The sequence below is a fragment of the Thalassovita sp. genome (genome assembly GCF_034670005.1).
Taxonomy (GTDB): Bacteria; Pseudomonadota; Alphaproteobacteria; order Rhodobacterales; family Rhodobacteraceae; genus Thalassobius.
Map to the genome: position 1 here is coordinate 430287 of NZ_JAXMOH010000001.1, position 22625 is coordinate 452911.

The window sequence follows — 22625 nt, forward strand, 5'->3', positions numbered from 1 at the left end:
CGCTCAGCCCTCCGATTCTTCGAGACGGGCAAGTATGTCCATCGCACCTTGTCGCATAGCATCGCCCAGCGCCTCGATAACCTGTTCTTCATTGTCTCCAATGATCCCGCGCAATTCACGTGGCAGATGTTTGAGCATTAGGTCCAACTCGGCCTGCACCCGGGGATCGTCCGCACGAAGCGGCCCATCGGCCACGAGGGCCGCCATTTCGCCGACTGCGCCGCCAGCCTTGCTGGCTGCCTCGGCATCCAACGCGATCTCGACCTTGTCTATCCAGAGCGTCCCAATCTGTTCAGCAACGACCTGCGCCTCGGAACGCAACAGGTCCGCATCCCTGTGCGCGCGCCAGGTCAGTGGTGATTTTCCTTCCAGCACGGGCCGGACAATCAGATGTTCGCCTTCGTTGTCCCGCCGGGCCGATCTCAGCCCATGTTTCAGGGTCTCCACAACGTCACTCCAATCTGCAATCGCGCTGCATTCAACCGCTAGGCGCTCAAACTGTGCAACGGCCAGATGCCTTTCTTGCAGGTTCACCCTGCCCGCGTCAGTCACCGAAACCAAGGTAACAGATTTCCGCCCGGCTTCTCCGATATCCCTGCCTTGCGGGATGCCGGGCATCACGACGGTTGTCGGCCCCGGATAAACGGCGCGTTTATGGATATGTCCCAGCGCCCAATAGTCGAAGCTCATGTTTTGCAGATCAGCGAGCGTACAGGGTGCGTATGGGTCATGTCCCGATGCGCCGGCCAGGCTGGTATGAAGCAGGCCAATGTTGAAAGCCCCTGGCACTGGCGGGTGGAATTGGTCCAGCAGGCTGTCAGGCGCATGCGGCTGCCGGAATGAAATGCCATGCACAGCAACAGAGTGACCGTTCCACGTGACCTCCTCGACCTCGGCACGACCGGAAAACACCTTGACCGCATCTGGCAAAACCAATTCACGGGTAATTTTCGAAGCAGCATCATGATTGCCGCGAATGATGAAAACCTGAACACCCCCCACTGTCAGCCGCTCCATCTCTTGTGACAGAAACCGGGCCGTTTTCATCGATGTCTGACCGCCGTCATAAAGGTCGCCGGCGATCACGAGCGCCTGGACCTGTTCGGCAAGACACAGATCTACGATACGCGAAAATGTAATCCTGGTGGCGCTACCGACCATTTCAGCCAAGTTCGCGTCACGCAGCGCCAGCGATTTCAATGGAGAATCAAGGTGAATGTCGGCTGTATGAACAAACTTGAATGCCACGGTCCCACCTCGGAAAAAGCCTATGGCAGAACGTGAAGCCATGAGACCGGGCTGGTCAAGTCGATAGCTGTGGACCGGGCCGCGAACGGGCACCTTGTATCTTGGAAATCAGTGTTCAAGAGCGCATTCCCGACTTTGGCCACCGTGACGATTGAAATGATCGGACGGACGTATTTCGGTCAGGCAGAGTTGATCCTGAGCGTCGACAAGCGCGGGATCAAGCCGTTTCCACAGCGGCCCCGACCACGTCGGCCACCCATTTTTCCAGCGCGTCGCCTTCGGGGGGCAAACACATGGCCAACCCTGCTGCGAATTCCTCGAAAGCCGGGAGATTCAGTGCATTTATACCGACGATGACGGGAATATCCATGACCAGAGCGTCGGCAATCAGCCCCCGGAATCCGCGTCCCTCGGCTTCGTGTTTGCCAAATTTATTGATGATAAGCACGTCTGCACCACACGAAAGACGTGCCGCGGCCAAGCCAACGGCGGTTTCCAATGCCGCCGGGTCAAGCCTGCATCCGCGTGATGACCGACCAAGATCCTGACTTACCCGCAGAATCGGCCCGTCGGGCAGCACCTGAACATCCATGTCACATGGACCGGCATCTTCGCGTTCAGAATTGATCTGAACGGTGCCACAGCATCTGAGACCACGTGAGGCAAGCGCACTGGCCAGCTTGAAAAGGATCAGGTCAGTATCGCCCCGTCCGGGCGCCATGGTGTAAGCAAGGTTCATCTCTCTCGTCCTCAGAATGGTTAAAAGGGTTGGAATTCGACAAATGCGCCCGCAGGCAGCGCTTCGGCCTCTGTGGGCAAATAAATCAGTCCGTCCGCGTCGGGCAGAGACCTGACATGCGCCGAATAGGTTTCAGCCTCAAAGGTAGCGACTTCGCGTCCCTGCAGATCGAAACCCGTGTAGATCTCCGGGCGCAATTCACAGCCTCCAGCCTTTCGGGATATGGCCCGCGCCGCGACGACATTCCTCCTGAGGGCGGCGCCGCCTGTTTCACCGGTCAATTTTCTGACTGATGCCTCGTCGATGCTGATCAACGTGCCAGCGGTGTCGCGCCGGGCACACCCGCAGCCCTGCCGTGGGAAAGGTTCCCAAAGATCATGCACCATCTATTTTCTCCGAATTTGACGGCAGACCACGTCTTTCACGCATATGCTGCGAAAGCGTCTGCAAATCCCGCTTCGTCAGGCGGGCATGTGCAATCGGCAGAAGGATCGCGTTTTCGGCCGCAAGGTGACGGCGCGCGTGACCGGAAAACCGCAAAAGTGTCTCGCTTTCCCTGTCCGTGGGACCAGCGGCCTCATCGAGGCACCGTACAAGGATAGTGCGCACTTCTGGCAGCAGGCAGGAGACTTCGTCCAGATCACTTCTGATCCGGGTGATCGTGCGCTCGATCTCATCCTCGGCTGTGCAACGCTGGGCGAGAAGGGGAAACAGATCCTCGGCTTCATCACGCATATGCACGTTCAGTTCCTCGTTCAGAAACCGCAGCACCGTGAGGGTGGCCCATCGATCAAAAGACGCGGCGGACACGAGCCCGTCGATCACCGCGCATATCTGCCGTTCGTGCAGATGGTCTTCGCTGATGAAGTCAAGCGGTGCCGCAAGCAGGGTAAGGTCTGTCGGGGACAGGCCGCTTCCGCGCTGCGTCGGCTCTGGCTGTTTCATGACACGCCCTTTCGCGTGTTTCAGATCGGCGCAAGGCTTGCGCCCTTGATTTCTGCGCCCTTGGCAAGTGACTCGATAAAATCCCGCGATGCCCGGGCCCAGGCCGCTTTCTCCAGTGCCTGCGCGATCTTGGGGCGGACGGTTTCATAAGGCAGCACCTGTCCCGGCGCGATGGCATTCAGGCGGATGATATGCCAGCCATGCCGTGACAAAACCGGCGCTGGCGTCATGCTTCCTTCGGCAATTGCCCGCAGCGCCGCCTCGAACTCTGGCACAGTGTCGCCCGGACCAAGCTGCCCCAAATGACCGCCTGATGCCTTTGACCCGCAATCGCTTTCGCGGGCGGTCAGGGCAAATCTTTTTGCATCGCCATCCAGCCGCGCTAACATGCCCTGCGCGCGGGCTTCGGCCATTGCGCGGGCTGCGTCATCGCGCGGATCGCAGGCACACAAGATATGTGACACATCCCACAGTGGTGCTGATCGGTAGCGACCCGGGTCTTTCGCCCATTCGGCGCGAACCGCCTCATCCGTCACCGGAATGATGCTCAGCGCCTCGTCGAGAAGGGCACGGATCAGGGCCTCGTCCTCGGTCTCGAAACGTTCTGGGGCAAGTTCCTCGGGATCGGGATCAAGATCGCGGCGGCGCGCCTCCTGAAGTAGCAAGGCGCGGATCGCCATCGCCTGTGCTGCCTTTCGCCAGGCGATGCCCGGCTTGTCCTTGGGGGCGGTGTGGTTCTGGGCCTCGGCAGCAATCGCCGCCGAGGGAATGGCTTCGCCGTTGACGACGACATCGGGGAAAAGCGCCATGTTCATCGTTCCTACTCCGCCGCTGTGGTGGTCGAGGACCGATGCTTGCCCTGCAGATCATCATGGGCGCTGCGGCGGTCCTCTAGAGGACGACGGCGGCGTGATCGTACGATCTGATAGCCGGGACGCAGCGTGACATAGCGGATCGGCACCGACAGCATGTGAACCAGCCGGGTGAACGGGAACAGCAGAAAAATGGTCAAGCCAAGAAACAGATGCAGCTTGAACACCAACGCGACATCCGCAATTTGATCCGCTGCTCCTGACCGGAAGGTAAAGATCATCTGCGCCCAGGACATGAACTTGGTCATTTCGCGCCCATCGAGGTGTTTCAAAGAAACGAAGATTGTCCCCAATCCAAGAACAAGCTGCGCCAGCAACAGCGCCAGAATGGCGATGTCGGCAAAGCTGGAGGTCTTGCGAATTCTGGGGTCGGTCCAGCGTCGATGAAACAGCATCCCCCCGCCGGCCAGCGCCATGGCGCCGGCAATTCCGCCTGCAACAACCGCCAGAATCTGTTTGGCGCCGTGGCTGATGCCAAGGGCATCAAAGATCGCAATCGGTGTCAAAAGACCAATCAGATGTCCAAAGAAAATGACCAGCACACCGACATGGAACAACACCGATCCAATGATCAATTGCTTGCGCCTTAACAACTGGCTCGACGAAGATTTCCAGGTGAAGGGGTCACGTTCGTAACGCGCGACCGATCCGATCAATAGAATTGACAGGGCGATGTAGGGGTATATCCCAAACAGAAAATCATGCATTTCTATCTCCTTCATTCGGCCACGTGCCGCGCGTTTGGCGCGGGGGTGACAGGTGTGTCCATCGTGGCCAGCATGTCGCGGACCTGAGGACACCCGGCGTTTGGATCAGGCCCGAATGTGACTTCGGTTTCTTCCCAGACGGCATCCAGCGCGGCGAGGTCGGTTGGGTCATCGTCGGGCTGTGCCAGCATGTCGGCGACCACTTCGGCATCCGCCTCGGTATCGGCAAGCTGTGAAAGGGTGGCGAACACGGCGGCATATCCGCTTTCGCGCCGGACAAGCCGTGCCGCGAGTGCATCAAGGATATGCGCCGCATCCGCCAAAGTTTCCTGTACTTCAGCGAAGGGACGCGTCGACAGGAATTCCAGCAGCACCGGCAGGTGATCGGGCAGTTCGGTAGTGGCGGGTTCGAACCCGCCCTCCCGGTAGGTTTCGATCAGGCTGACCATCGCGCCGCCCCTGTCCCGGCTTTCGCCATGGACATGCTCAAAAAGGTTAAGAGAAAGTGTGCGCGACCGGTCAAAGAGCATCACATAGCTTTCTTGCAGGTCGTATAGATCGTCCCGCCCCAGTTCGTCGGCAAGCATCAACAATGCGACCTTTGTTTCGGGACTGATACGTGGATCGGCGGCCAGAACGGCCCCGATTTGCGGCATCGCGTCCTGAAGCTCTGACGAAGGATAGCTCAGGATCAGTGACAGCGCCTTGAATGTGCGGTCCGGCATCAGAATGTCTCCGTCGGAAGGGCAAAGGATTTTTTCTTGCCGCCAAACATGGTCGACTTGCCGGTGTCTCCGCTGGAACAGCCATTGCCATCGGTGAACCCGCATCCGCCCCGGATATCGGCACCTTGTTCGTTCTGTTCGCGGTGCGCCGTGGGGATCGCGAAACGATCCTCGTAATCGGCAAGCGCCATGATCTTGTACATGTCCTCGATCATCCGGCCCGACATGCCGACGCGGGCCGCGATGGCTTCGTCACGCACACCATCCACGCTGAGCGCGCGCATGTAGAGCCGCATCGCGGACATTCGTTCCAGCGCATGGACGATCGGTTCCTCATCGCCTGCCGTCAACATGTTGGCCAGGTACTGAACCGGAATGCGCAAACTGCGCACATCCGGCATCTGGTCGTTCATCGCAATCTGACCGGCCTGTGCCGCGTTCTGGATCGGTGACAGCGGCGGGATGTACCACACCATCGGCAGGGTGCGGTATTCGGGGTGCAGTGGGAAGGCGACCTTCCAGTCCATCGCCATCTTCCAGATCGGGCTGACCTTGGCCGCCTCGATCCAGTCCTCCGGCACACCATCGCGGCGGGCCGCGGCGATCACCTCGGGGTCGTTCGGGTCAAGGAACACGTCCAGCTGCGCACCGTAAAGGTCGGTTTCACGTTCCGAACTCGCCGCGGCCTCGATCTTGTCAGCATCGTACAGGATAACGCCCAGATAACGGATGCGCCCGACACAGGTTTCCGAACAGACCGTCGGCTGACCGGATTCGATCCGCGGATAGCAGAAGGTGCATTTTTCCGATTTCCCGGTGTCCCAGTTGTAATAGACCTTCTTGTAGGGGCAGCCCGAAATGCACATCCGCCAGCCCCGGCATTTTTCCTGGTCGATCAGCACGATCCCGTCTTCTTCGCGCTTGTAAATCGCACCAGACGGGCATGACGCCGCACAGGTCGGGTTCAGGCAATGTTCGCAGAGCCGGGGAAGATACATCATGAAGGTATTTTCATACTCTCCATAGATTTCTTTCTGCACATTCTCGAAGTTGTAATCTTTCGACCGCTTGGCAAACTCGCCACCCAGGATTTCTTCCCAGTTTGGACCCTTCTCGATCTTTTCCATCCGCTCGCCGGTAATCTTCGACCGGGGACGCGCGGTGGGAAAGGCGCTCATGTCAGGCGCCGATTTCAGATGGTCATAGTCGAAATCGAACGGTTCGTAATAATCGTCGATCTCTGGCAGGTCGGGATTGGCAAAGATATTCGCCAGAATTCGCCATTTACTGCCCTGCTTGGGATGCAACTTACCCGATTTCGAGCGCGCCCAACCACCGTTCCAATGTTTCTGGTTTTCCCAGTCGGTAGGGTAGCCTGTACCGGGCTTGGTTTCGACGTTGTTGAACCAGGCGTATTCAACGCCGTCGCGGCTGGTCCACACGTTCTTACAGGTGACCGAGCAGGTATGACACCCGATGCATTTATCGAGATTCAGAACTTTGCCGATTTGTGCGCGCACTCTCATTCTGCGGCCTCCACTTTTCCGGTTGAAGGCTGATCCAGCCAATCGATCTTTTTCATCTTGCGGACGATGACGAACTCATCGCGGTTGCTGCCCACGGTGCCGTAGTAGTTGAAACCGTAAGACAGCTGCGCATAGCCACCGATCATGTGTGTCGGCTTGAGCGTCGCCCGCGTGACCGAGTTGTGGATGCCACCCCGATTGCCGGTCTTTTCCGATCCGGGTGTGTTCACGATCTTTTCCTGCGCGTGATACATGAACAGCGTGCCTTGCTTGATCCGCTGGCTTACCACCACCCGCGCTGTCAGCGCGCCGTTGACGTTATAGGCTTCGACCCAGTCGTTATCGACCAGCCCCGCCTTTTGCGCGTCCACCTCGGACATCCAGACCACCGGCCCACCCCTGTTCAGCGTCAGCATCAGCAGGTTGTCGGTATAGGTACTGTGGATACCCCATTTCTGGTGGGGCGTGATAAAGTTCAGCACCACATGCGGACTGCCTTCGGCCGCGTCGCTGTTGACGGCCTTGGTGATGGTTTTCAGGTCCACCGGCGGCCGGTAGCTGACAAAACCTTCGCCAAAGGCACGCATCCACAGATGATCCTGATACAGCTGCTGCCGGCCTGTCAGTGTCCGCCAAGGGATCAGTTCATGTACGTTGGTATAGCCCGCATTATAGCAGACCTCTTCGCTTTCGATGCCCGACCAGGTCGGCGAAGATATGATCTTGCGCGGCTGCGCGGCGATATCGCGGAACCTGATCTTGGTATGATGGGCCCCTTCGGCCAGATGGGCATGATGGCGACCAGTCGGTTTTTCCAGTTCCTTCCACGCTTTCACGGCCACCTCGCCGTTGGTTTCGGGTGCAAGCATCAGGATCATTTCAGCCGCGTTGATAGCGGTGTCGAGTTTCGGCTGTCCTTTGGACACGCCTTCGTCCTCTACGACACCGTTGAGGTCGCGCAGATGGCCGACCTCGACCTTGGTGTCCCAATTGATCCCCTTACCGCCATTGCCCAGCTTTTCCAAAAGCGGACCGACTGAGGTGAACTTCTTGTAGAGGTTGGGGTAATCCCGCTCGACCGCGATGTAGTTCGGCGCGGTTTTGCCCGGGATCAGGTCGCATTCGCCTTTCTTCCAGTCCTTCACATCAGCCTGCGCCAATTCGCCGGGTGTGTCGTGCAGCAACGGAAGCTGCACGATATCGGTCTCGACCCCCAGCACCTCGGGGGCCACTTCCGAAAATTTCCGGGCGATTGACTTGAAGATTTCCCAGTCGGATTTGCTCTCATAGGCCGGGTCCACCGCTGCCTGCAGCGGGTGGATGAACGGGTGCATGTCACTGGTGTTCAGGTCGTCCTTTTCGTACCAGCTGGCCGTGGGCAGGACGATGTCGGAATAGACGCAGGTGGTCGACATGCGGAAATCAATGGTCACCAGCAGATCGAGTTTTCCCTTCGGCGCCTCGTCGTGCCATGCGGCTTCGGTTGGCATAACACCGCCTTCCTCGCCCAGATCCTTACCCATCACGCCGTGATCGGTGCCCAGAAGATGCTTGAGGAAATACTCATGCCCCTTGCCGCTGGATCCCAGCAGATTGGACCGCCACACAAACAAGTTGCGCGGCCAGTTTTCCGGCGCATCCGGGTCTTCGCAAGACATTTGCAGATCGCCAGATTTCAATTGCTCGGCGACGTAGTCCTTGATGTCTTTTCCGGCTTTCTGCGCCGCCTTGGAAACTTCCAGCGGGTTGGTTTTCAGCTGCGGCGCCGACGGGAGCCAACCCATCCTTTCGGCCCGGATATTATAATCGATCAGGGAAATGTCCCAATCACCCTTGGGCGCCGTAGGCGACAGGATCTCGCCCGCGCTCAATGTCTCGTAGCGCCACTGGTCGGTATGGGCATACCAGGCAGAGGTCGAATTCATGTGCCGCGGCGGGCGGCTCCAGTCCAGCCCGAAGGCCAGCGGTTGCCAGCCAGTTTGCGGACGCAGCTTTTCCTGACCGACGTAATGTGACCAGCCGCCACCTTCTTGTCCGATACAACCACACATCACCAGCATGTTGATGATGCCGCGATAGGCCATATCCATGTGATACCAGTGGTTCAGGCCGGCCCCGAGGATGACCATGGATTTGCCATGGGTCTTTTCGGCATTGCCCGCGAATTCCCGTGCCACGGCGATGATCTTTTCACGATCCACGCCGGTGATCTTTTCGGCCCATGCCGGCGTATAGGGGCTGTCATCGTTGAAATCTTTCGACACCCAGTCACCGCCGAGACCTCGATCAAGACCATAGTTGGCGCAGAAGAGATCGAACACGGTTGCGACCAACGCTTCTTGACCGTCAGCCAGGTTGATACGCCGCGCCGGAATGCTGCGGGTCAGCACTTCAGGGTGATCGCATTTTACGAAATCGCCCGTTGCAACCCCACCGAAATAGGGAAAATCAACCCCCACGACTTCGTCGTGATCCTCGTCAAGAATCTGGCTCAGACGCAGCTCAGCCTGTGCCCCATTCGCCTGCGATTCAAGGTTCCACTTGCCCTCGTTACCCCAGCGAAAACCAATGGAACCGTTGGGCACCACGATCTGACCGGAGGCGGCATCATAGGCGACCGTTTTCCAATCGGGATTGTTGGTCTCACCCAGCTTGTCGTCGAAATCCTCGGCACGCAGCATACGGCCTGGCACCAGATGTCCGTCCTTTTCATCAAGACGGACCAGCATTGGCATATCTGTGTACTTGCGCGCGTAGTCCTCGAAATATTCGGCCTGACGATCAAGGTGGTATTCACGCAGGATCACATGGCCCATCGCCATCGCGAGCGCGGCATCGGTTCCCGCCTGCGGGTTCAGCCAGATGTCGCCGAATTTGGCGGCCTCGGAATAGTCCGGGCTGACCACGGCAGACTTGGTGCCGCGATAGCGCACCTCGGTGTAGAAATGGGCATCCGGCGTACGGGTCTGCGGCACGTTCGAACCCCAGAGCATCAGGAAACCCGCGTTGTACCAGTCGGCACTTTCCGGCACGTCGGTCTGTTCACCCCAGGTTTGCGGGCTGGCGGGAGGCAGGTCGCAATACCAGTCGTAGAACGACATGCAGGTACCGCCGAGCAGGCTGAGATAGCGCGACCCTGCGGCATAGCTGACCATCGACATCGCCGGGATCGGCGAAAATCCGAACACTCGGTCAGGGCCATAGGTCTTGGTGGTGTAAGCGTTGGCTGCGGCCACGATTTCGGTCGCCTCGTCCCATGTCGCACGAACGAACCCGCCCTTGCCGCGGGTCTTGGTATAGGACGCGCGCAACACTGGGTCGCTCTGGATTGCCGACCAGGCTGCAACCGGCGCCATCGTCTTGCGCATCTTGCGCCAAGCCCGCATCAGGCTGCCCCGGATCAGCGGGTTCTTTACCCGGTTCGCGGAATAAAGGTACCAGCTATAGGAAGCACCCCGCGCACAGCCTCGTGGTTCGTGATTGGGCAGACCCGCACGGGTGCGCGGATAGTCGGTCTGCTGTGTTTCCCATGTGACGATCCCGGATTTGACGTAGATTTTCCATGAACAGGACCCGGTGCAGTTCACCCCGTGAGTCGAGCGCACGATCTTGTCGTGGCGCCACCGGTTTCTGTAAGTATCTTCCCAATCACGGTTCTCGCGCGTGGTCTGACCCCAACCGTCTGAGAACTGTTCCAATTCTTTCGACCGGAGAAAGTTCAATCTGTCGAGCAGATGGCTCATGTCATTTCCTTTCTTATTCAGCAGGTTGGGAAACAGGGGTATTGCCGCGACCACGTTCGATGTCATGCAACAGGCCACCGGGCCGGGTGTAGAAGACCCAGGTCAGGACAAGACAAACCGCATAGAAGATCAGGAACCCCCAAAGCGCGCCCACCGGAGAACCGGTCATCGAGATCGAGGTTCCGTAGGCTTTCGGGATGAAGAACGCGCCATAGGCAGCGATGGCCGAGGTGAAGGCGATGATCGCGGCACTTTCGCGTTCGCTCTGCTTGCGGTTGGCCGCTGCGTCCAGTTCCGGCATCAGGCGCGGGATTTCACGGCCCATGATCGCCGGGATCATCTGGAAAGTTGACGCGTTGCCGATACCGGTCAGAAGGAACAATGCCATGAAGCAGGCGAAGAACCCCATGAAGCTGCCACCGGCCCCACCCGAAGGCAGGAAAGTGATGACGCCGAAGACCGCAACGATCATACCGAGGAACGTCCAGAACGTGACCCGCCCTCCTCCAAACCGGTCACTGATCCAGCCGGTCCCGGCGCGGCTCAGCGCCCCGACAAGCGGGCCAAGGAACACGTATTGCAATGCGTTGACTTCCGGGAACATCAGCTTGGTCAGAAGCGGGAAGCCCGCCGAGTAGCCAATGAAGCTGCCAAAGGTGCCTGTATACAGCACGCACATAACCCAGTTGTGCAACCTGCTGAAGATGATTGCCTGATCGCGGAAGCTGGCTTTGGCGTCAGCAATGTCATTCATGCCAAGCCATGCGGCTATTGTCGCCAGAATGATAAATGGGACCCAAACAAAGCCCGCGTTCTGCATCCAGAGCTGGCCACCATTGTCCAAAGTGACGGGATCTCCCCCCATGGCCCCGAAAACGCCCGCCGTAATGACGATTGGAACGAGGAACTGCATGACAGACACCCCGAGGTTGCCCAGCCCGGCATTCAGTGCGAGCGCGTTGCCCTTTTCTGCCTTGGGGTAGAAGTAGGCAATGTTAGCCATGGAAGAGGCGAAGTTGCCCCCACCAAAGCCGCACAAAAGCGCGAGAGTGAGGAAGATCAGATAGGGAGTTTGGGGATTTTGCACCGCATATCCGATGCCGATTGCGGGCAGCAGCAACGAAGCCGTCGAGAGCGTCGTCCAGAGCCGACCGCCAAAGATCGGCACCATGAAGCTATAGAAGATGCGTAAGGTAGCCCCCGACAGACCGGGCAACGCAGCCAGCCAGAACAGCTGTGAGGATGTGAAATCAAAGCCGATTGCGGGCAAACGGGCCACAACCATCGACCAGACCATCCAGACTGAGAAGGCCAGAAGCAGCGCCGGGATCGATATCCAGAGGTTGCGGCGCGCGGTGGCACGGCCCTTTTGTTCCCAGAACTGAGCGTCTTCAGGCTTCCAATCCTCCAGAACACGCGGCATGGCCGTGCGGTCGGGGTGGTGAATTGCCTGCATTTCGGGCAATTGCGGCAGCTTATCGAGCACCTCACCATGCGCGGCGCGTTCCATATTACGAACGGACAGGTGCATCCAGCTCAGCGCAACGCCGACCAACACAAAGAGAAGAGCAAAGCACGAGGTGTAAATCCCCGTAAGATCCAGCAGCGCACCGAAAGAGATCGGCAAGACAAAGCCGCCAAACCCGCCGATCATACCGACAAGACCGCCAACTGCACCGACATGATTGGGGTAATAAACCGGAATGTGCTTGAAGACGGCCGCCTTGCCAAGGCTCATGAAAAAGCCGAGCGCAAAGAGAGTCCCCACGAAGGGCCACAGCCCCATGCTGGTCGAGAACGCGATCGGGCCTTCTTTGCCTTGGATGACATAATTAGTGGGCGGATAAGACAGCATGAAAAGGAAGATCATCGAGAAACCGAAGGTCCAATACATGACCGCCCGCGCGCCGAACTTATCCGCCAGATGCCCGCCATAGGCGCGGAACAGCGATGCGGACAGGCTGAAGGATGCGGCGGCCATACCCGCAGTACGAACGTCGACTTTATAGACGTCGATAAGGTAATGCGGCAGCCACAGCGCCAGCGCAACAAAGGCACCAAAGACGAAGAAGTAGTAAAGCGAGAAGCGCCAGACCTGCAGATTTTTCAGCGGCGCGAATTGTTCCGCGAACGAAGGGGCCTTTGCCCCTGTTCTGCGCCGTTCGACCAGTTCGGGGTCGTCCTTTGCCAGCAGGAAAAACAGAACGCCGATAGTTCCCAGCGCGGCTGCCCAGACATAGGCAACCCCGTGCCAGCCAAAGGCGACCATGACAAAGGGGGCGACGAACTTGGTGACCGCCGCACCAACATTGCCTGCTCCGAAAATGCCAAGCGCCGTACCTTGACGGCCCGCATCATACCAGCGGCTCACATAAGCCACACCGATGATGAAGGATCCGCCAGCCAACCCGATGCCAAGCGCCGCGATCAGGTACATGACGTAGCTGTCCGCCAGCGTCAGCGCCCAAGTGGCCAGCGCAGTCAGGATCATCTGGGAAGAGAAGACAAGGCGCCCACCGTATTTTTCGGTCCAGACGCCCAGAAACAGGCGGGTAATAGATCCGGTCAGAATTGGCGTCGCCACCAGCAGACCGAACTGGGTATCATTCAGACTCAGTTCGGCCTTGATGGCGACGCCGATGATGGAAAAGATCGTCCAGACCGCGAAACAAGCGGTGAAGGCGATAGTGCTCAGGCTCAGGGCGCGCGTCTGATCGGCGGGTGAGACTGTGGCTTCGGTCTGCATGGCAGGGCCTCCGGCAAAGTTGGTGTGCTCATCCCCAAAGGGGGATCGACACCAGACCTGCTGCCTTAGCGGCCCGAAAAGTTTGATCTAGATCACGAAACGCATTAAAGACTAACAAAATAAATGACTTACCAAAAATTGTCGCCTCGGTTTCTCATATCGATCAAGTCTATGCATACGTAAATCAACCAGCGACTTGACAAATATCAATCGTATTGACGATCATTAGGCTGCGCTGCGGAGGGGGCGCCTTTGCATGCCCGATTCAGATTACCCCGATATCCGAAGGTTAGACCTGTTCTCGGACATGACGCCTGAGCATTTTCAAACGCTCATGCGTGGTGCCTATGTGCAAAATTTTCCTCCGCAGATCGAATTGATCACCGAAGGTGAACCAAGTGATTTCCTGCACGTTGTCCTGTCCGGATCGGTCGATCTGTTTTCTGCATGGAATGGCCGCGATACCAGCATGGCGACCGTTCGGCCCATTTCAACTTTCATTCTTGCCGCAACGATCAAGAACGCTCCTTATCTGATGTCCGCCAGAACGCTGGAGAAAAGCCGGATCGTGCTCATTCCAAGTCAGGATGTTCGCGCCATCTTCGACGTTGATGGCGGTTTTGCGCGCGCAATGGTGACGGAACTCGCACAATGCTACCGTTCGGTGATCAAATCGCAGAAGGATCTCAAACTCAGAACCTCGCTTGAACGGCTCGCGAATTATCTGCTTAGGCAACAGCGGCACGCAGGTGACGCGGCGGCCTTCGATCTTGCTTTCGAAAAGCGTCGACTTGCATCTATTCTTGGCATGACGCCAGAAAACCTGAGCCGGGCCTTCAAGGGCCTCCAACCCTACGGCGTCACAGTGGACGGCACCCGGATTTCAATTGGTGATCAGGCCGATCTGGAACGGTTTGCCAAGCCCAATTCATTGATCGACGACTTCTCAACCTGAAGAACGGGAAGAATACGGATCATCGTCAGATGTCGGCAGAAGCATCCCCGAACAGTATTTCGGCGTTCTTTGAAAAGGCTAATCGGAACTTGGCATAACCGTGACGACAGGACCAAAGGGCGCTGTCCTTCAGGACCTGACCGAAACAGCAAGGCTTGGCACTCAGGGCAGCGGGCTGACTCCGAACAGATAAGGGTGTGCCCAGAGTAGCATGGCGTAGAGCGCCAGACCTGCCAAAAGGCGCAGCACACCCCCCGTCGAAATGGAGTGTGAAAAAACTGGTGCGCCTGCGACAGAATTCCGAAAATCGTGCCAGTTTCCGCCCATTTCGCGCTGCTTGCGCCGGTCGATGAGACGTCCGCCGAGCACTGCAAAACCTGCGAAGCTACCGAACAGGATCACATGTGCCAAATCCCCGTTCGGCACGATATGGGCCGTGGCCCATAAAGCAAGCGCGAGCAGAAACGGGTGGCGTGTAAAACGGACAATCCCCGGCTGAGACGGGTCGAAACGATCATTCTGCGTTCCCCCGAAAGAGAACGGATTAGGGCGCGCCAGACTGAACGAGAGGATCAGGCAGACCGCCAGCATGACCGCCAGTGGCACCAGCGCGTGCCAAGCTGCCCAGCCCCACAGCGGCAGATAGGGTGCGCGCCCTGCCGCTTCGATCAGCCATGCAAGAACGGCCAGTGACAGCACGGAATAACCCAGCGTGAACCCTCCCTGCCCCAGCCGAGCCTGCAACCATGACCGGACCGGCGGGCGTACAGGCAAAGAGTGCGACAGGAAAAACACTGCAAAAGCCGCACAGAATTCTAACCACGCCATCATAGTCGCCCCCCTCAGACCCGCTTGGCTGCAGGCAGACGCAGCAACGGAGGGCCATAGACAACCGCAAAGCCGCCGAACGCCGCGATCCAGCCAAGACCCGCAACCGTGAGAAGCGAATTGGCCAGATCAGGCCACAGGCCCGCGGCGACCCGCGCCGCCACGGACAAAACAAGAGCCGCATAGATGATCATCGTACCCGCTCCTGCTGTCAGGGCCTGCCCAGTGTGACCCAATGTGGCCCGGGTCATCACGGCCAGTGTCATAAGTCCGATGGCCCCAACCATCCACAGATGCTGTGCGCCCGCCATAGCGAATGCCCCCGGCGCAAGGATTTCAGCCGCCAATGCCAAGGCACCGAGCGGCACAAACGCATAGCCGGCATGCAGCACCGCCACCAGCGGTTCAGGCACCGTCCTATGCCCGGCCCAGCGGGCAAGGCGGATGACATGCAATATCCCGGCAAGGCCAAGCACGGCCCCCGTCAGCGCGTGCAACGGAAAGACAACCCACAAGACAAGCGCTATCAGCAGTGCGATCAACGACACCTTGTCGAACCGTTGCATCGGAGGCACCGGCAGTGTTGCACTTCGCCGCTTCACCAGCCAATTCCGGGTGAAGGACGGCACGACCCGGCCGCCGATGACCGCAATCATCATGATACCGGCACCAAGACCCAGCCTGAGCCCCGCGCCTTGCGCGGCATAGGCTCCTCGCGCCGCTTCCAGATGGAACAGGGCGTTTCCGGCCGCAAAGACAGACAGCACCGCCAGTATGATCAGATTGCGCCAATTACGCCCCATCACGATCTCGCGTCCGATCGCTAACGCAAACAGGACCGGAAAGGCCAAATCAATGGCCGCCACCAGCCCCGCAGGCAGCCCGGCCGATACAGCCACGCTCAACCGTCCCGCCAACCAGACAACCACCAACGCGCCCAAGCGCCAGCCAACGATCGGCAGCCGCCCGGTCCAGTTCGGCACAGCCGTCAGCAGGAACCCCGCGACCACGGCACCAAGATATCCGTATAGGAATTCATGAGCGTGCCAGCTGATCGGATCGAATGCAGTGGGCAGCGTCAGATGCCCCGACAGCATCGGGACCCAGAGCACCATCGCCAGCGCGGCCCACACAGCCGCCCCGAAAAAGAACGGGCGGAACCCGTAAGTCAGGATCGCGGGCCCCCTCCAGGCGCGCATCTGCTCTGCCGTCGTCGTCGCCATTTCAAACCCTCCTTGCCAGAAATCCAAGTGACCGTCACCGGGGCAATCCGGTGCTGAAGCCTGTACCGTCGCTCAGGTCTTCTTCGGTCGCGGCCATATCCACATCCTGCTGCATTTGCCGCAGACGGGTGACGCCGTCAGCAGCCAAGAGCCGCAACAGGTTCAGACTGATCGCTTCCTCGAAGCCATAATACCGCTCGGGTCGGTTTGGCGCGATGTAGCGTCCCTTGCAGATGGTGGGGTATCGGCGCGCTGCGAATGTCAGAGCTCATGATTGACCGTCCTTTTGGCTGAGACTCCATCCTCGGTCACGATAGAATTGAGGGGGATGTCATGGGGTTGTGGGTAGATCGTGGTTAGTCTGGCGGCTGCCAGCGCAATGCCTATAGCCAAGGGTTGCGGGGTCAGCGCCGCGAGCGTCCGATCGAAATATCCCCCGCCCCAACCCAATCGGTAACAGCCACCGTCCCAGCCCAGGCAGGGCGCCAACGTCGCGTCGGGCGTCAGCAATTCGGCGTCCGACGGGGGCACGGGAATATTCCAGTCGCCGCGCGTCAGGCGCGTCTCGGGCGTCCAGCGGCGAAAGACCAGAGGGGTCGCGCGGGTTTCCACAACCGGCAGGGCAATGGTGACACCCGCATGATGCAACGCGGTCAGAACCGGGCGCAGGTCGGGTTCACCCTTGATCGGCCAGTAGCCGGACAGAACAGACCCCCGCCCGACCCCGTGTGCAGCCAGCGCCCTGTTCAGATGCTGGGCGATCTTCGCTGAAACCTCTGCCCGCCCGGTCTGGCCCAGGCCCTCTCTCAACCCGGCCAGCCGTGTCCGTTCCGCACAGCGCCAGCGCGCCACGTCGCGCGCCTGTTCGGGATCGACGCCCAACGGGTCGAAATAGTCAGGGGCAACGTCGGACGCCATGCAAGGCGAAGAAGCGTAGCGGCCCGCTGCGTCGGTGTCTCGACCTGTCATTGCCAGCTCACTTTCTGTGCCCTGCCTTTGCGTCATCCTGTCCCGCTCAGACCCCGGCGCGAGCAGAGGGTTCAAATTTCGGAAAGAACACCTCATTTTCCAACCGTATGTGTTCGAGCAGGTCTTCGATGAAGTCGTCCAAACCAACGCAAAGCCGGATCCAAGTGCCACATGCGCCCTCAGGAAGAGACATGTCGCGGGTCAGACGACAAACCTGTTCAACCGCGCGGTCGTGATCGTCATGATCGGCGCGCATCGCGGCAGTCGGGTTTCCGATGCCCGGACCGTCGCCTTTGCGGATAACTGGGAACAAGATCAGTTCTACTTTCTTCATATGACCCTCGATCTCTCCGATCAACCGGCGCAGAAGACTGGACCGGCCTTCCAGCAGGTCTTTATTGCCGAAATGCATGAATTCACTTTCTCGGCCATCGCTACCAACGCTGGTAGCTGTTGGCGATGACGCGCGTGATAGCGCATTCCGATGTAGCCGGATGAGTTCGGTAGCGTCAGAGGGAGGAAGGCAGTCGACCATTTGGACATCCTTTCGTCAAAAAAACGAGGAGACTGCACGCGATCACTTGGATGGCTGAAGCTGCGCCGGGCCGGGAACATTGATGGTGACAAGGTGCGCATATCCATGAAAGGTCCATCATTTCACGCTTGCGACCGAGGGTATGTTTGTTAATAGGTATTGTAAATACCAATTCAAAGATGAAATACAACGACAATGCGCCTCACGTCCTTCACAGATTACGGATTGCGAATGCTGATGCGCATGGCAAGCACCCCGGAACGCGCCTTTTCGACTGCCGAAATTGCCGAGGAATTAGGACTGTCACGCAACCATCTGGCCAAGATCATCCAGCACCTCGCCCGTGCCGGATTGATCGAGACCCGGCGTGGTGGCGGTGGCGGCGCAGCGCTTGCCCGCCCCGCCAACGAGATCCCGCTCGGTTCCCTCATACGCTCGCTCGAAGAGGGCCAGCCACTTGTCGAGTGCCTGAGTGCGAAAGGCAACACTTGCTCGCTTGATGGTCGTTGCCGTCTCAAGGCACGCCTGCGCTCAGCCGAGGCAATCTTTCTGGCCGAACTTGACTGCTCGACTCTCGCTGACATCGCACTCGACCCGATGATTTTGGACTAAAACGTCCGGACTGGCCGACTGCGCCGCGCGAAACCGCCGCCTCAAACCTGCGTTCTTTGGGGATGATCCGACAGGACTCCGTGCGTCACAAAAAGCTACGCCTGGTTTAAGCCGAAAGCACCAAATCCTTCAGTGCTTTGAACCATGCGGCAGTCAGGCATTTCGCGATGGTGGCGGCGGCGAACAAATGGCGAGAAACGCGATAATACCTGCCAAACGTAGCCCTGCGACACATGGGCCGACTTTTCCTAACGCCGGGCAGCGATCTGACGCGCAACAAGTGCAATGACGCCCCAGACAGCGCTTCGCAGTGCGAGCGCGAAAACAGTCCGCATTTCGAACGGGCCGCCACGGACGACATGCACACCAAATCCCGCAAAGACCAGCAACGTCGCAGCGAAGATCACAATCGACAAGGGGAAGGCCCATGTTCTGCCCTGCCAGAGCCCCAGACCGGCGACGATATAGACCAAACCTGCCAAGGTATTGAACCAAAGCACGAAGGGCACGACCGCGCCCATGTCGAGCGTTCCCATTAATGTGGAACCTCCCGAAACCAACGTCAGCATACCAAATACGACAGCAAAGCCGCCCGCGATACGGATTGTAAGACCTGTTTTAGCCATGGGATACATCCTCCCTTTTGCGCAATAGCGCCATTTGAACATCAAATAGCCTCAGCCCTTCCTCGACGACGCGAAATCCGCGCGCACCAAGCGTCCAGCGGATCGCGACGCCTTGAACCAGCGCGGTCAGCAACATGGCCACATCCTCCGCGCTGACATCGAGGGACAAGCTGCCTTCTGCTTGCTGATCTCGGATTGCAGCCACGAGACGAGCTTGAAACCTGCCGAGAACCCGGTGAAAAACATCCCGCAGAGGCGGGTTGTCAACCTGCAACTCCCGCGAGAACAGGATCGAAGGCAGGGCCGGGATGTCTGCAATGGCGTTTAGCTGCGCGCGGATCAGCGCCCGCAACCGCGCCTCGGATGTACCGGCGCACGCCTCGGCAGAGGTCCAGGCATCGTGCAAGCGCGCGGCGACGTTTTCGGCGACAGCCAGCCACAATGCCCCCTTGGTCGGGAAATGCCGAAAGATCGCTGGCTGGCTCAGCCCGACGGCACGGGCCACATGCGTCGTACTCAGGCGGTCGGGACCGATTTCGTCAGCCAGCCGAAGCACTTCGGCGATAATCTGTGACTTCCGGTCTTCTGCATTCTGGCGCCCGGACATGCACTCACCCATTTGTTAGTGATAACTAACTAACAAAATAATTCACTTGTTGCAACATCTGTCAGTTCACAATCATGTCCAAACGCACGTCCCCGGCGCGTTAAAGAAACGGGTTCTTTGCCACACGCCTACAACCTTGGCGGCGTGCAAGCTGGGCGTTCATGCACGGCATGACGCTGGAGGACGCAACTGCTTACCTCGCCACCTTTGCGAGAGGCCTATAGAAGGCCTGCCTCTCCTACAGCCCGGACACGCCGAAGAACGCTGCCGGGATCAAGAGCTTGAATATTTGAGATGTTTGCCCAGCGATCGAATCCGACCGCCTACGAACGAAACGATCACAGTCGCCACACGAAACGCTGCAAATCCCGTTGCGGCCACTCTCCCGAAAACCCAAAAAGGCGCCCAAAGGCGCCTTGTTTTTATGGTCGGAGTGAGAGGATTCGAACCTCCGGCCCCTGCCTCCCGAAGACAGTGCTCTACCAGGCTGAGCTACACTCCGATCCAGATCGCCGGCATTCGATAAACAAACTCGGGACGGCTTGTTGTCGGCGATCTTGAAGTCGTCGCTCTATCGTCAATTCACCGGACATTGTCAAGCGCTCGGCCATGGAAAAGCCTACAGGAGTCGCGGGTTGGCAAGAGCGCGGTTCTTGGCGCTTCGAAATCGTCTCTGCCCGGCCCCGCGCGGCGGAGATTTCCAAGCCACCCGCCTTGGCATTGGGTAAAAACCGCTTGGCTCTGCCTGCTATCCACGCGATCATCAGCCGGCAGGTTGCAAACATTGGACCTGAGAGAAACCTGAATGGCGCTGCCGCTGATGTCCCAAGAGTCCAAACAGAATCTTGATCGCCGGATCAACATCAGCCGGTTCACAGTCATGATCTGGCTTGCGGCAACGTTTCCCTGGTCTCTTTATTTTCTCTATGCGCAAGATTTCGGAAGATTTTCTGTAATCTTGATCATGATGATAAATCATATGGTCGCGCTGATCCTGTTCCGGATAAAATGGCATTATCCGGCACGTGTAGTTCACATCATGTCTCACATCGTCATCGTTGCCGCCGCAACATTGTATTTCAGCGGTTCAAGCAGCGTCGATGTTCTGTATATCGGTTTGTTGAGCCTGCCTTTTATGTTTTTCTCCTGGAAGGAAGAACAGAAAACTCTGGTTGTTTTCCTGACAGCTATAGTGCTCATGGCTATCACAACGCACCTTTTTAACCTGCATGGGCTGCGTTCGGTATTTTTCAACTCTCCAAGTAGCCCGGCCGATTCTCCTGAACTCGTATCACTGGGAATAAAGCTTTCTGTCGCAATTCTGGTCATGCTCGAACTCGGCTACTCAGAATGGACGGCGTCCAAAGCCACCGATGCGGCGAATATCGCATTGGCAAGGTCGCATGCGGCGGCACAGGCGAAGGGGGATTTTCTTGCCAATATGAGCCACGAAATCCGCACTCCGATGAACGGGCTGGTGGGGATGATCGAGGTGCTTGAAACCACCGACCTGGATGATCAGCAAAACCGGGTGGTCGGAACGATCCGCAACTCGGCCTTTGCGCTGCTCAGGATTATCAACGACATTCTGGACGCCAGAAAGGTCGAAGCGGGCCAGCTTGATCTGGAAAAAACCAAGGTGGAACTGTATCCGCTGATCGAATCCGTCGCTCAAACGTTACAGACAATGGCGGACACGATGGACGTCCAGCTTCGGCTGCTGATCGACCCCGAGCTGCCGGAATGGGTTTTATCGGATCCCGGGCGGCTGCGGCAGGTTCTTCTCAATTTGCTCAGCAATGGAGTGAAATATTCCGCCAGGCAACTGACCGGAAGACCGGGAGAGGTAAAATTTCTGGCGGAAAAAGGGTCCGAAAATGAGATCCGCTTTATTTTTACCGATAATGGGACTGGGATGAACGAAGAATTTCAGACGAAACTTTTCGATCCATTCCTTCAAGGCGATCCATCCTCCAGCCGGTTGGTCGGCGGCACCGGGCTCGGTCTGGTGATCACCCGAAGCCTGGTTGAACTGATGGGCGGCAGCATTTCCTTTGCCAGCACTCCCGAACAAGGCACGACGGTAACGCTGATCCTGCCGCTGAAGCAGACGGACGGGCCCAGCCGCAAACCCAATCTCGGCGGTCTGGACATTGTGTGTTTCGATCTGCTCGATGACGCCGCCCGCGACGGAATGGAGCGATTGATCACAAATTCGGGTGCGCACCTTGTCTATGTCCGTTCGATAGATGAACTGACTGCTGCCCGCGACTCCATATCAGACCATCCCATCGTTCTTCTGCCCGCAAAAGATGACGCACAGGCCACCAAGCTGAAATCATCTGTGGCCGGGATGATCCCGCAGGCCAAATTCGTTCAATTTTCGCCCTCCCGATCGGCCCGCTTCGGGATGCAGGACGACAGTACCTACCTGATCCAGATTTTTCCGATGATGACCAGCGAACTTCTGCACGCAATCATGGTGCTTAGTGGTCGCGATACCGACGCCCAACAGAGCGGATCAACCGACAGAACGCTACGAGTTACCGGTGAACTGAACAGGCCTGCGCCGAACGCCCCCAAAGGGGCCAAGATACTCGTTATCGAAGACAATGCCGTCAATCAGATCGTTCTGTCCCATCAGCTCGATCTTTTGGGCTATCCGCACGAAATCGCTTCAAACGGCCGGGAAGGGTTTGAGAAATGGCAGAGCACACATTTTGACGCCATTCTGACCGATTGCCAAATGCCCATTATGGATGGCTTTCAGCTGACTGCGAAAATCCGCAAGGCCGAACAGGAAACAAATTCCGTGCCCATCCCGATCATTGCGATCACCGCGAACGCTTTGGACGGCCAGGCAGAAAAATGTCTCAATGCCGGGATGGACGATTACCTGTCGAAACCGGTGGATTTGAATTCATTGACGAAAAAACTCGACCAACTCGTATTTTTGCGTACCAATGCTCATCTTAGAAAGATCAACTGAAACAGACGACACAGGCTTCCAAAGCTGTCA

The 22625-nt window shown here is 58.1% G+C and carries 19 protein-coding genes and 1 tRNA gene; 3 read left to right on the forward strand and 17 right to left on the reverse strand.

All coding sequences use genetic code 11. From position 1 onward, the window contains the following. Positions 1–3: 3 nt before the first annotated feature. The 10 genes from VOI23_RS02280 to VOI23_RS02325 all read right to left on the reverse strand — a co-directional run bounded on the left by VOI23_RS02280 (position 4) and on the right by VOI23_RS02325 (position 13251). Positions 4–1248 carry a DNA repair exonuclease gene (locus VOI23_RS02280; RefSeq protein ID WP_323780919.1) on the reverse strand — a complete coding sequence of 415 codons (1245 nt, stop codon included), beginning with the start codon at positions 1246–1248 and terminating at the stop codon, positions 4–6. Positions 1249–1465: 217 nt separating this feature from the next. Further along, the gene (locus tag VOI23_RS02285) at positions 1466–1987 is read right to left on the reverse strand and encodes a DUF2478 domain-containing protein (RefSeq protein ID WP_323780922.1); all 522 of its coding nucleotides are present in this window, start codon (positions 1985–1987) and stop codon (positions 1466–1468) included. Positions 1988–2007: 20 nt separating this feature from the next. Next, complete coding sequence (locus tag VOI23_RS02290) at positions 2008–2373, reverse strand: hypothetical protein (protein ID WP_323780924.1); 366 nt, start codon at positions 2371–2373, stop codon at positions 2008–2010. Further along, positions 2363–2932 carry a hemerythrin domain-containing protein gene (locus VOI23_RS02295; protein WP_323780927.1) on the reverse strand — a complete coding sequence of 190 codons (570 nt, stop codon included), beginning with the start codon at positions 2930–2932 and terminating at the stop codon, positions 2363–2365. Before VOI23_RS02295 ends, VOI23_RS02290 begins: the two co-directional genes overlap by 11 nt. Before the next feature lie 20 nt (positions 2933–2952). Continuing rightward, positions 2953–3747 carry a peptidylprolyl isomerase gene (locus VOI23_RS02300; protein ID WP_323780929.1) on the reverse strand — a complete coding sequence of 265 codons (795 nt, stop codon included), beginning with the start codon at positions 3745–3747 and terminating at the stop codon, positions 2953–2955. Between the two features lie 5 nt (positions 3748–3752). Then, complete coding sequence (narI, locus tag VOI23_RS02305; protein WP_323780932.1) at positions 3753–4511, reverse strand: respiratory nitrate reductase subunit gamma; 759 nt, start codon at positions 4509–4511, stop codon at positions 3753–3755. Positions 4512–4522: 11 nt separating this feature from the next. Continuing rightward, complete coding sequence (gene narJ, locus VOI23_RS02310) at positions 4523–5236, reverse strand: nitrate reductase molybdenum cofactor assembly chaperone (protein WP_323780935.1); 714 nt, start codon at positions 5234–5236, stop codon at positions 4523–4525. Next, positions 5236–6762 carry a nitrate reductase subunit beta gene (gene narH / locus VOI23_RS02315; RefSeq protein ID WP_323780938.1) on the reverse strand — a complete coding sequence of 509 codons (1527 nt, stop codon included), beginning with the start codon at positions 6760–6762 and terminating at the stop codon, positions 5236–5238. Before narH ends, narJ begins: the two co-directional genes overlap by 1 nt. After that, positions 6759–10505, reverse strand: a complete 3747-nt coding sequence (locus VOI23_RS02320) for a nitrate reductase subunit alpha (RefSeq protein WP_323780941.1) — start codon at positions 10503–10505, stop codon at positions 6759–6761. The genes narH and VOI23_RS02320 overlap by 4 nt, the downstream gene beginning before the upstream one ends. 13 nt (positions 10506–10518) lie before the next feature. Beyond that, positions 10519–13251, reverse strand: coding sequence for an MFS transporter (locus VOI23_RS02325; protein WP_323780944.1), 2733 nt, complete (start codon positions 13249–13251; stop codon positions 10519–10521). Positions 13252–13507: 256 nt separating this feature from the next. Between VOI23_RS02325 and VOI23_RS02330 the strand changes: the two genes are divergently transcribed. Next, complete coding sequence (locus tag VOI23_RS02330; RefSeq protein ID WP_323780948.1) at positions 13508–14206, forward strand: cyclic nucleotide-binding domain-containing protein; 699 nt, start codon at positions 13508–13510, stop codon at positions 14204–14206. A 162-nt stretch (positions 14207–14368) separates the two neighbouring features. Here the strand turns inward: VOI23_RS02330 and VOI23_RS02335 are convergent, their stop codons facing one another. From VOI23_RS02335 to VOI23_RS02350, 4 genes are all read right to left on the reverse strand, one after another. Continuing rightward, complete coding sequence (locus VOI23_RS02335; RefSeq protein ID WP_323780951.1) at positions 14369–15037, reverse strand: NnrU family protein; 669 nt, start codon at positions 15035–15037, stop codon at positions 14369–14371. 11 nt (positions 15038–15048) lie between these two features. After that, entirely contained in the window at positions 15049–16257 is a 1209-nt protein-coding gene (locus tag VOI23_RS02340; RefSeq protein WP_323780954.1) for an NnrS family protein, read from the reverse strand. A 261-nt stretch (positions 16258–16518) separates the two neighbouring features. After that, positions 16519–17226, reverse strand: a complete 708-nt coding sequence (locus VOI23_RS02345) for a 5-formyltetrahydrofolate cyclo-ligase (protein WP_323780957.1) — start codon at positions 17224–17226, stop codon at positions 16519–16521. Positions 17227–17272: 46 nt separating this feature from the next. Continuing rightward, entirely contained in the window at positions 17273–17638 is a 366-nt protein-coding gene (locus VOI23_RS02350; protein ID WP_323780960.1) for a hemerythrin domain-containing protein, read from the reverse strand. 318 nt (positions 17639–17956) lie between these two features. On the opposite strand from VOI23_RS02350, the gene VOI23_RS02355 reads away from it, so the two are divergent. After that, complete coding sequence (locus VOI23_RS02355) at positions 17957–18373, forward strand: Rrf2 family transcriptional regulator (protein WP_323780963.1); 417 nt, start codon at positions 17957–17959, stop codon at positions 18371–18373. 248 nt (positions 18374–18621) lie between these two features. Here VOI23_RS02355 and VOI23_RS02360 read toward each other — a convergent pair whose 3' ends face one another. The 3 genes from VOI23_RS02360 to VOI23_RS02370 form a co-directional block, all read right to left on the reverse strand. Next, positions 18622–18999, reverse strand: a complete 378-nt coding sequence (locus tag VOI23_RS02360; protein ID WP_323780965.1) for a hypothetical protein — start codon at positions 18997–18999, stop codon at positions 18622–18624. Continuing rightward, entirely contained in the window at positions 18992–19606 is a 615-nt protein-coding gene (locus VOI23_RS02365) for a TetR/AcrR family transcriptional regulator (protein WP_323780968.1), read from the reverse strand. Before VOI23_RS02365 ends, VOI23_RS02360 begins: the two co-directional genes overlap by 8 nt. A 425-nt stretch (positions 19607–20031) precedes the next feature. Next, positions 20032–20108: transfer RNA gene (locus tag VOI23_RS02370), tRNA-Pro, on the reverse strand. Between the two features lie 303 nt (positions 20109–20411). Between VOI23_RS02370 and VOI23_RS02375 the strand changes: the two genes are divergently transcribed. Next, a complete protein-coding gene (locus tag VOI23_RS02375; protein ID WP_323780970.1) occupies positions 20412–22595 on the forward strand; it encodes an ATP-binding protein in 2184 nt (727 codons plus the stop codon). The last annotated feature ends 30 nt before the right edge of the window (positions 22596–22625 follow it).

Excerpts from the sequence above, each read along its gene's own strand:
- VOI23_RS02285 (WP_323780922.1), bottom strand. The coding sequence starts at position 1,987 with ATGAACCTTGCTTACACCATGGCGCCCGGACGGGGCGATACTGACCTG.
- VOI23_RS02290 (WP_323780924.1), bottom strand. The coding sequence starts at position 2,373 with ATGGTGCATGATCTTTGGGAACCTTTCCCACGGCAGGGCTGCGGGTGT.
- VOI23_RS02295 (WP_323780927.1), bottom strand. The coding sequence starts at position 2,932 with ATGAAACAGCCAGAGCCGACGCAGCGCGGAAGCGGCCTGTCCCCGACA.
- VOI23_RS02300 (WP_323780929.1), bottom strand. The coding sequence starts at position 3,747 with ATGAACATGGCGCTTTTCCCCGATGTCGTCGTCAACGGCGAAGCCATT.
- narI (WP_323780932.1), bottom strand. The coding sequence starts at position 4,511 with ATGCATGATTTTCTGTTTGGGATATACCCCTACATCGCCCTGTCAATT.
- narJ (WP_323780935.1), bottom strand. The coding sequence starts at position 5,236 with ATGCCGGACCGCACATTCAAGGCGCTGTCACTGATCCTGAGCTATCCT.
- narH (WP_323780938.1), bottom strand. The coding sequence starts at position 6,762 with ATGAGAGTGCGCGCACAAATCGGCAAAGTTCTGAATCTCGATAAATGC.
- VOI23_RS02320 (WP_323780941.1), bottom strand. The coding sequence starts at position 10,505 with ATGAGCCATCTGCTCGACAGATTGAACTTTCTCCGGTCGAAAGAATTG.
- VOI23_RS02325 (WP_323780944.1), bottom strand. The coding sequence starts at position 13,251 with ATGCAGACCGAAGCCACAGTCTCACCCGCCGATCAGACGCGCGCCCTG.
- VOI23_RS02330 (WP_323780948.1), top strand. The coding sequence starts at position 13,508 with ATGCCCGATTCAGATTACCCCGATATCCGAAGGTTAGACCTGTTCTCG.
- VOI23_RS02335 (WP_323780951.1), bottom strand. The coding sequence starts at position 15,037 with ATGATGGCGTGGTTAGAATTCTGTGCGGCTTTTGCAGTGTTTTTCCTG.
- VOI23_RS02340 (WP_323780954.1), bottom strand. The coding sequence starts at position 16,257 with ATGGCGACGACGACGGCAGAGCAGATGCGCGCCTGGAGGGGGCCCGCG.
- VOI23_RS02345 (WP_323780957.1), bottom strand. The coding sequence starts at position 17,226 with ATGACAGGTCGAGACACCGACGCAGCGGGCCGCTACGCTTCTTCGCCT.
- VOI23_RS02350 (WP_323780960.1), bottom strand. The coding sequence starts at position 17,638 with ATGCATTTCGGCAATAAAGACCTGCTGGAAGGCCGGTCCAGTCTTCTG.
- VOI23_RS02355 (WP_323780963.1), top strand. The coding sequence starts at position 17,957 with ATGCGCCTCACGTCCTTCACAGATTACGGATTGCGAATGCTGATGCGC.
- VOI23_RS02360 (WP_323780965.1), bottom strand. The coding sequence starts at position 18,999 with ATGGCTAAAACAGGTCTTACAATCCGTATCGCGGGCGGCTTTGCTGTC.
- VOI23_RS02365 (WP_323780968.1), bottom strand. The coding sequence starts at position 19,606 with ATGTCCGGGCGCCAGAATGCAGAAGACCGGAAGTCACAGATTATCGCC.
- VOI23_RS02375 (WP_323780970.1), top strand. The coding sequence starts at position 20,412 with ATGGCGCTGCCGCTGATGTCCCAAGAGTCCAAACAGAATCTTGATCGC.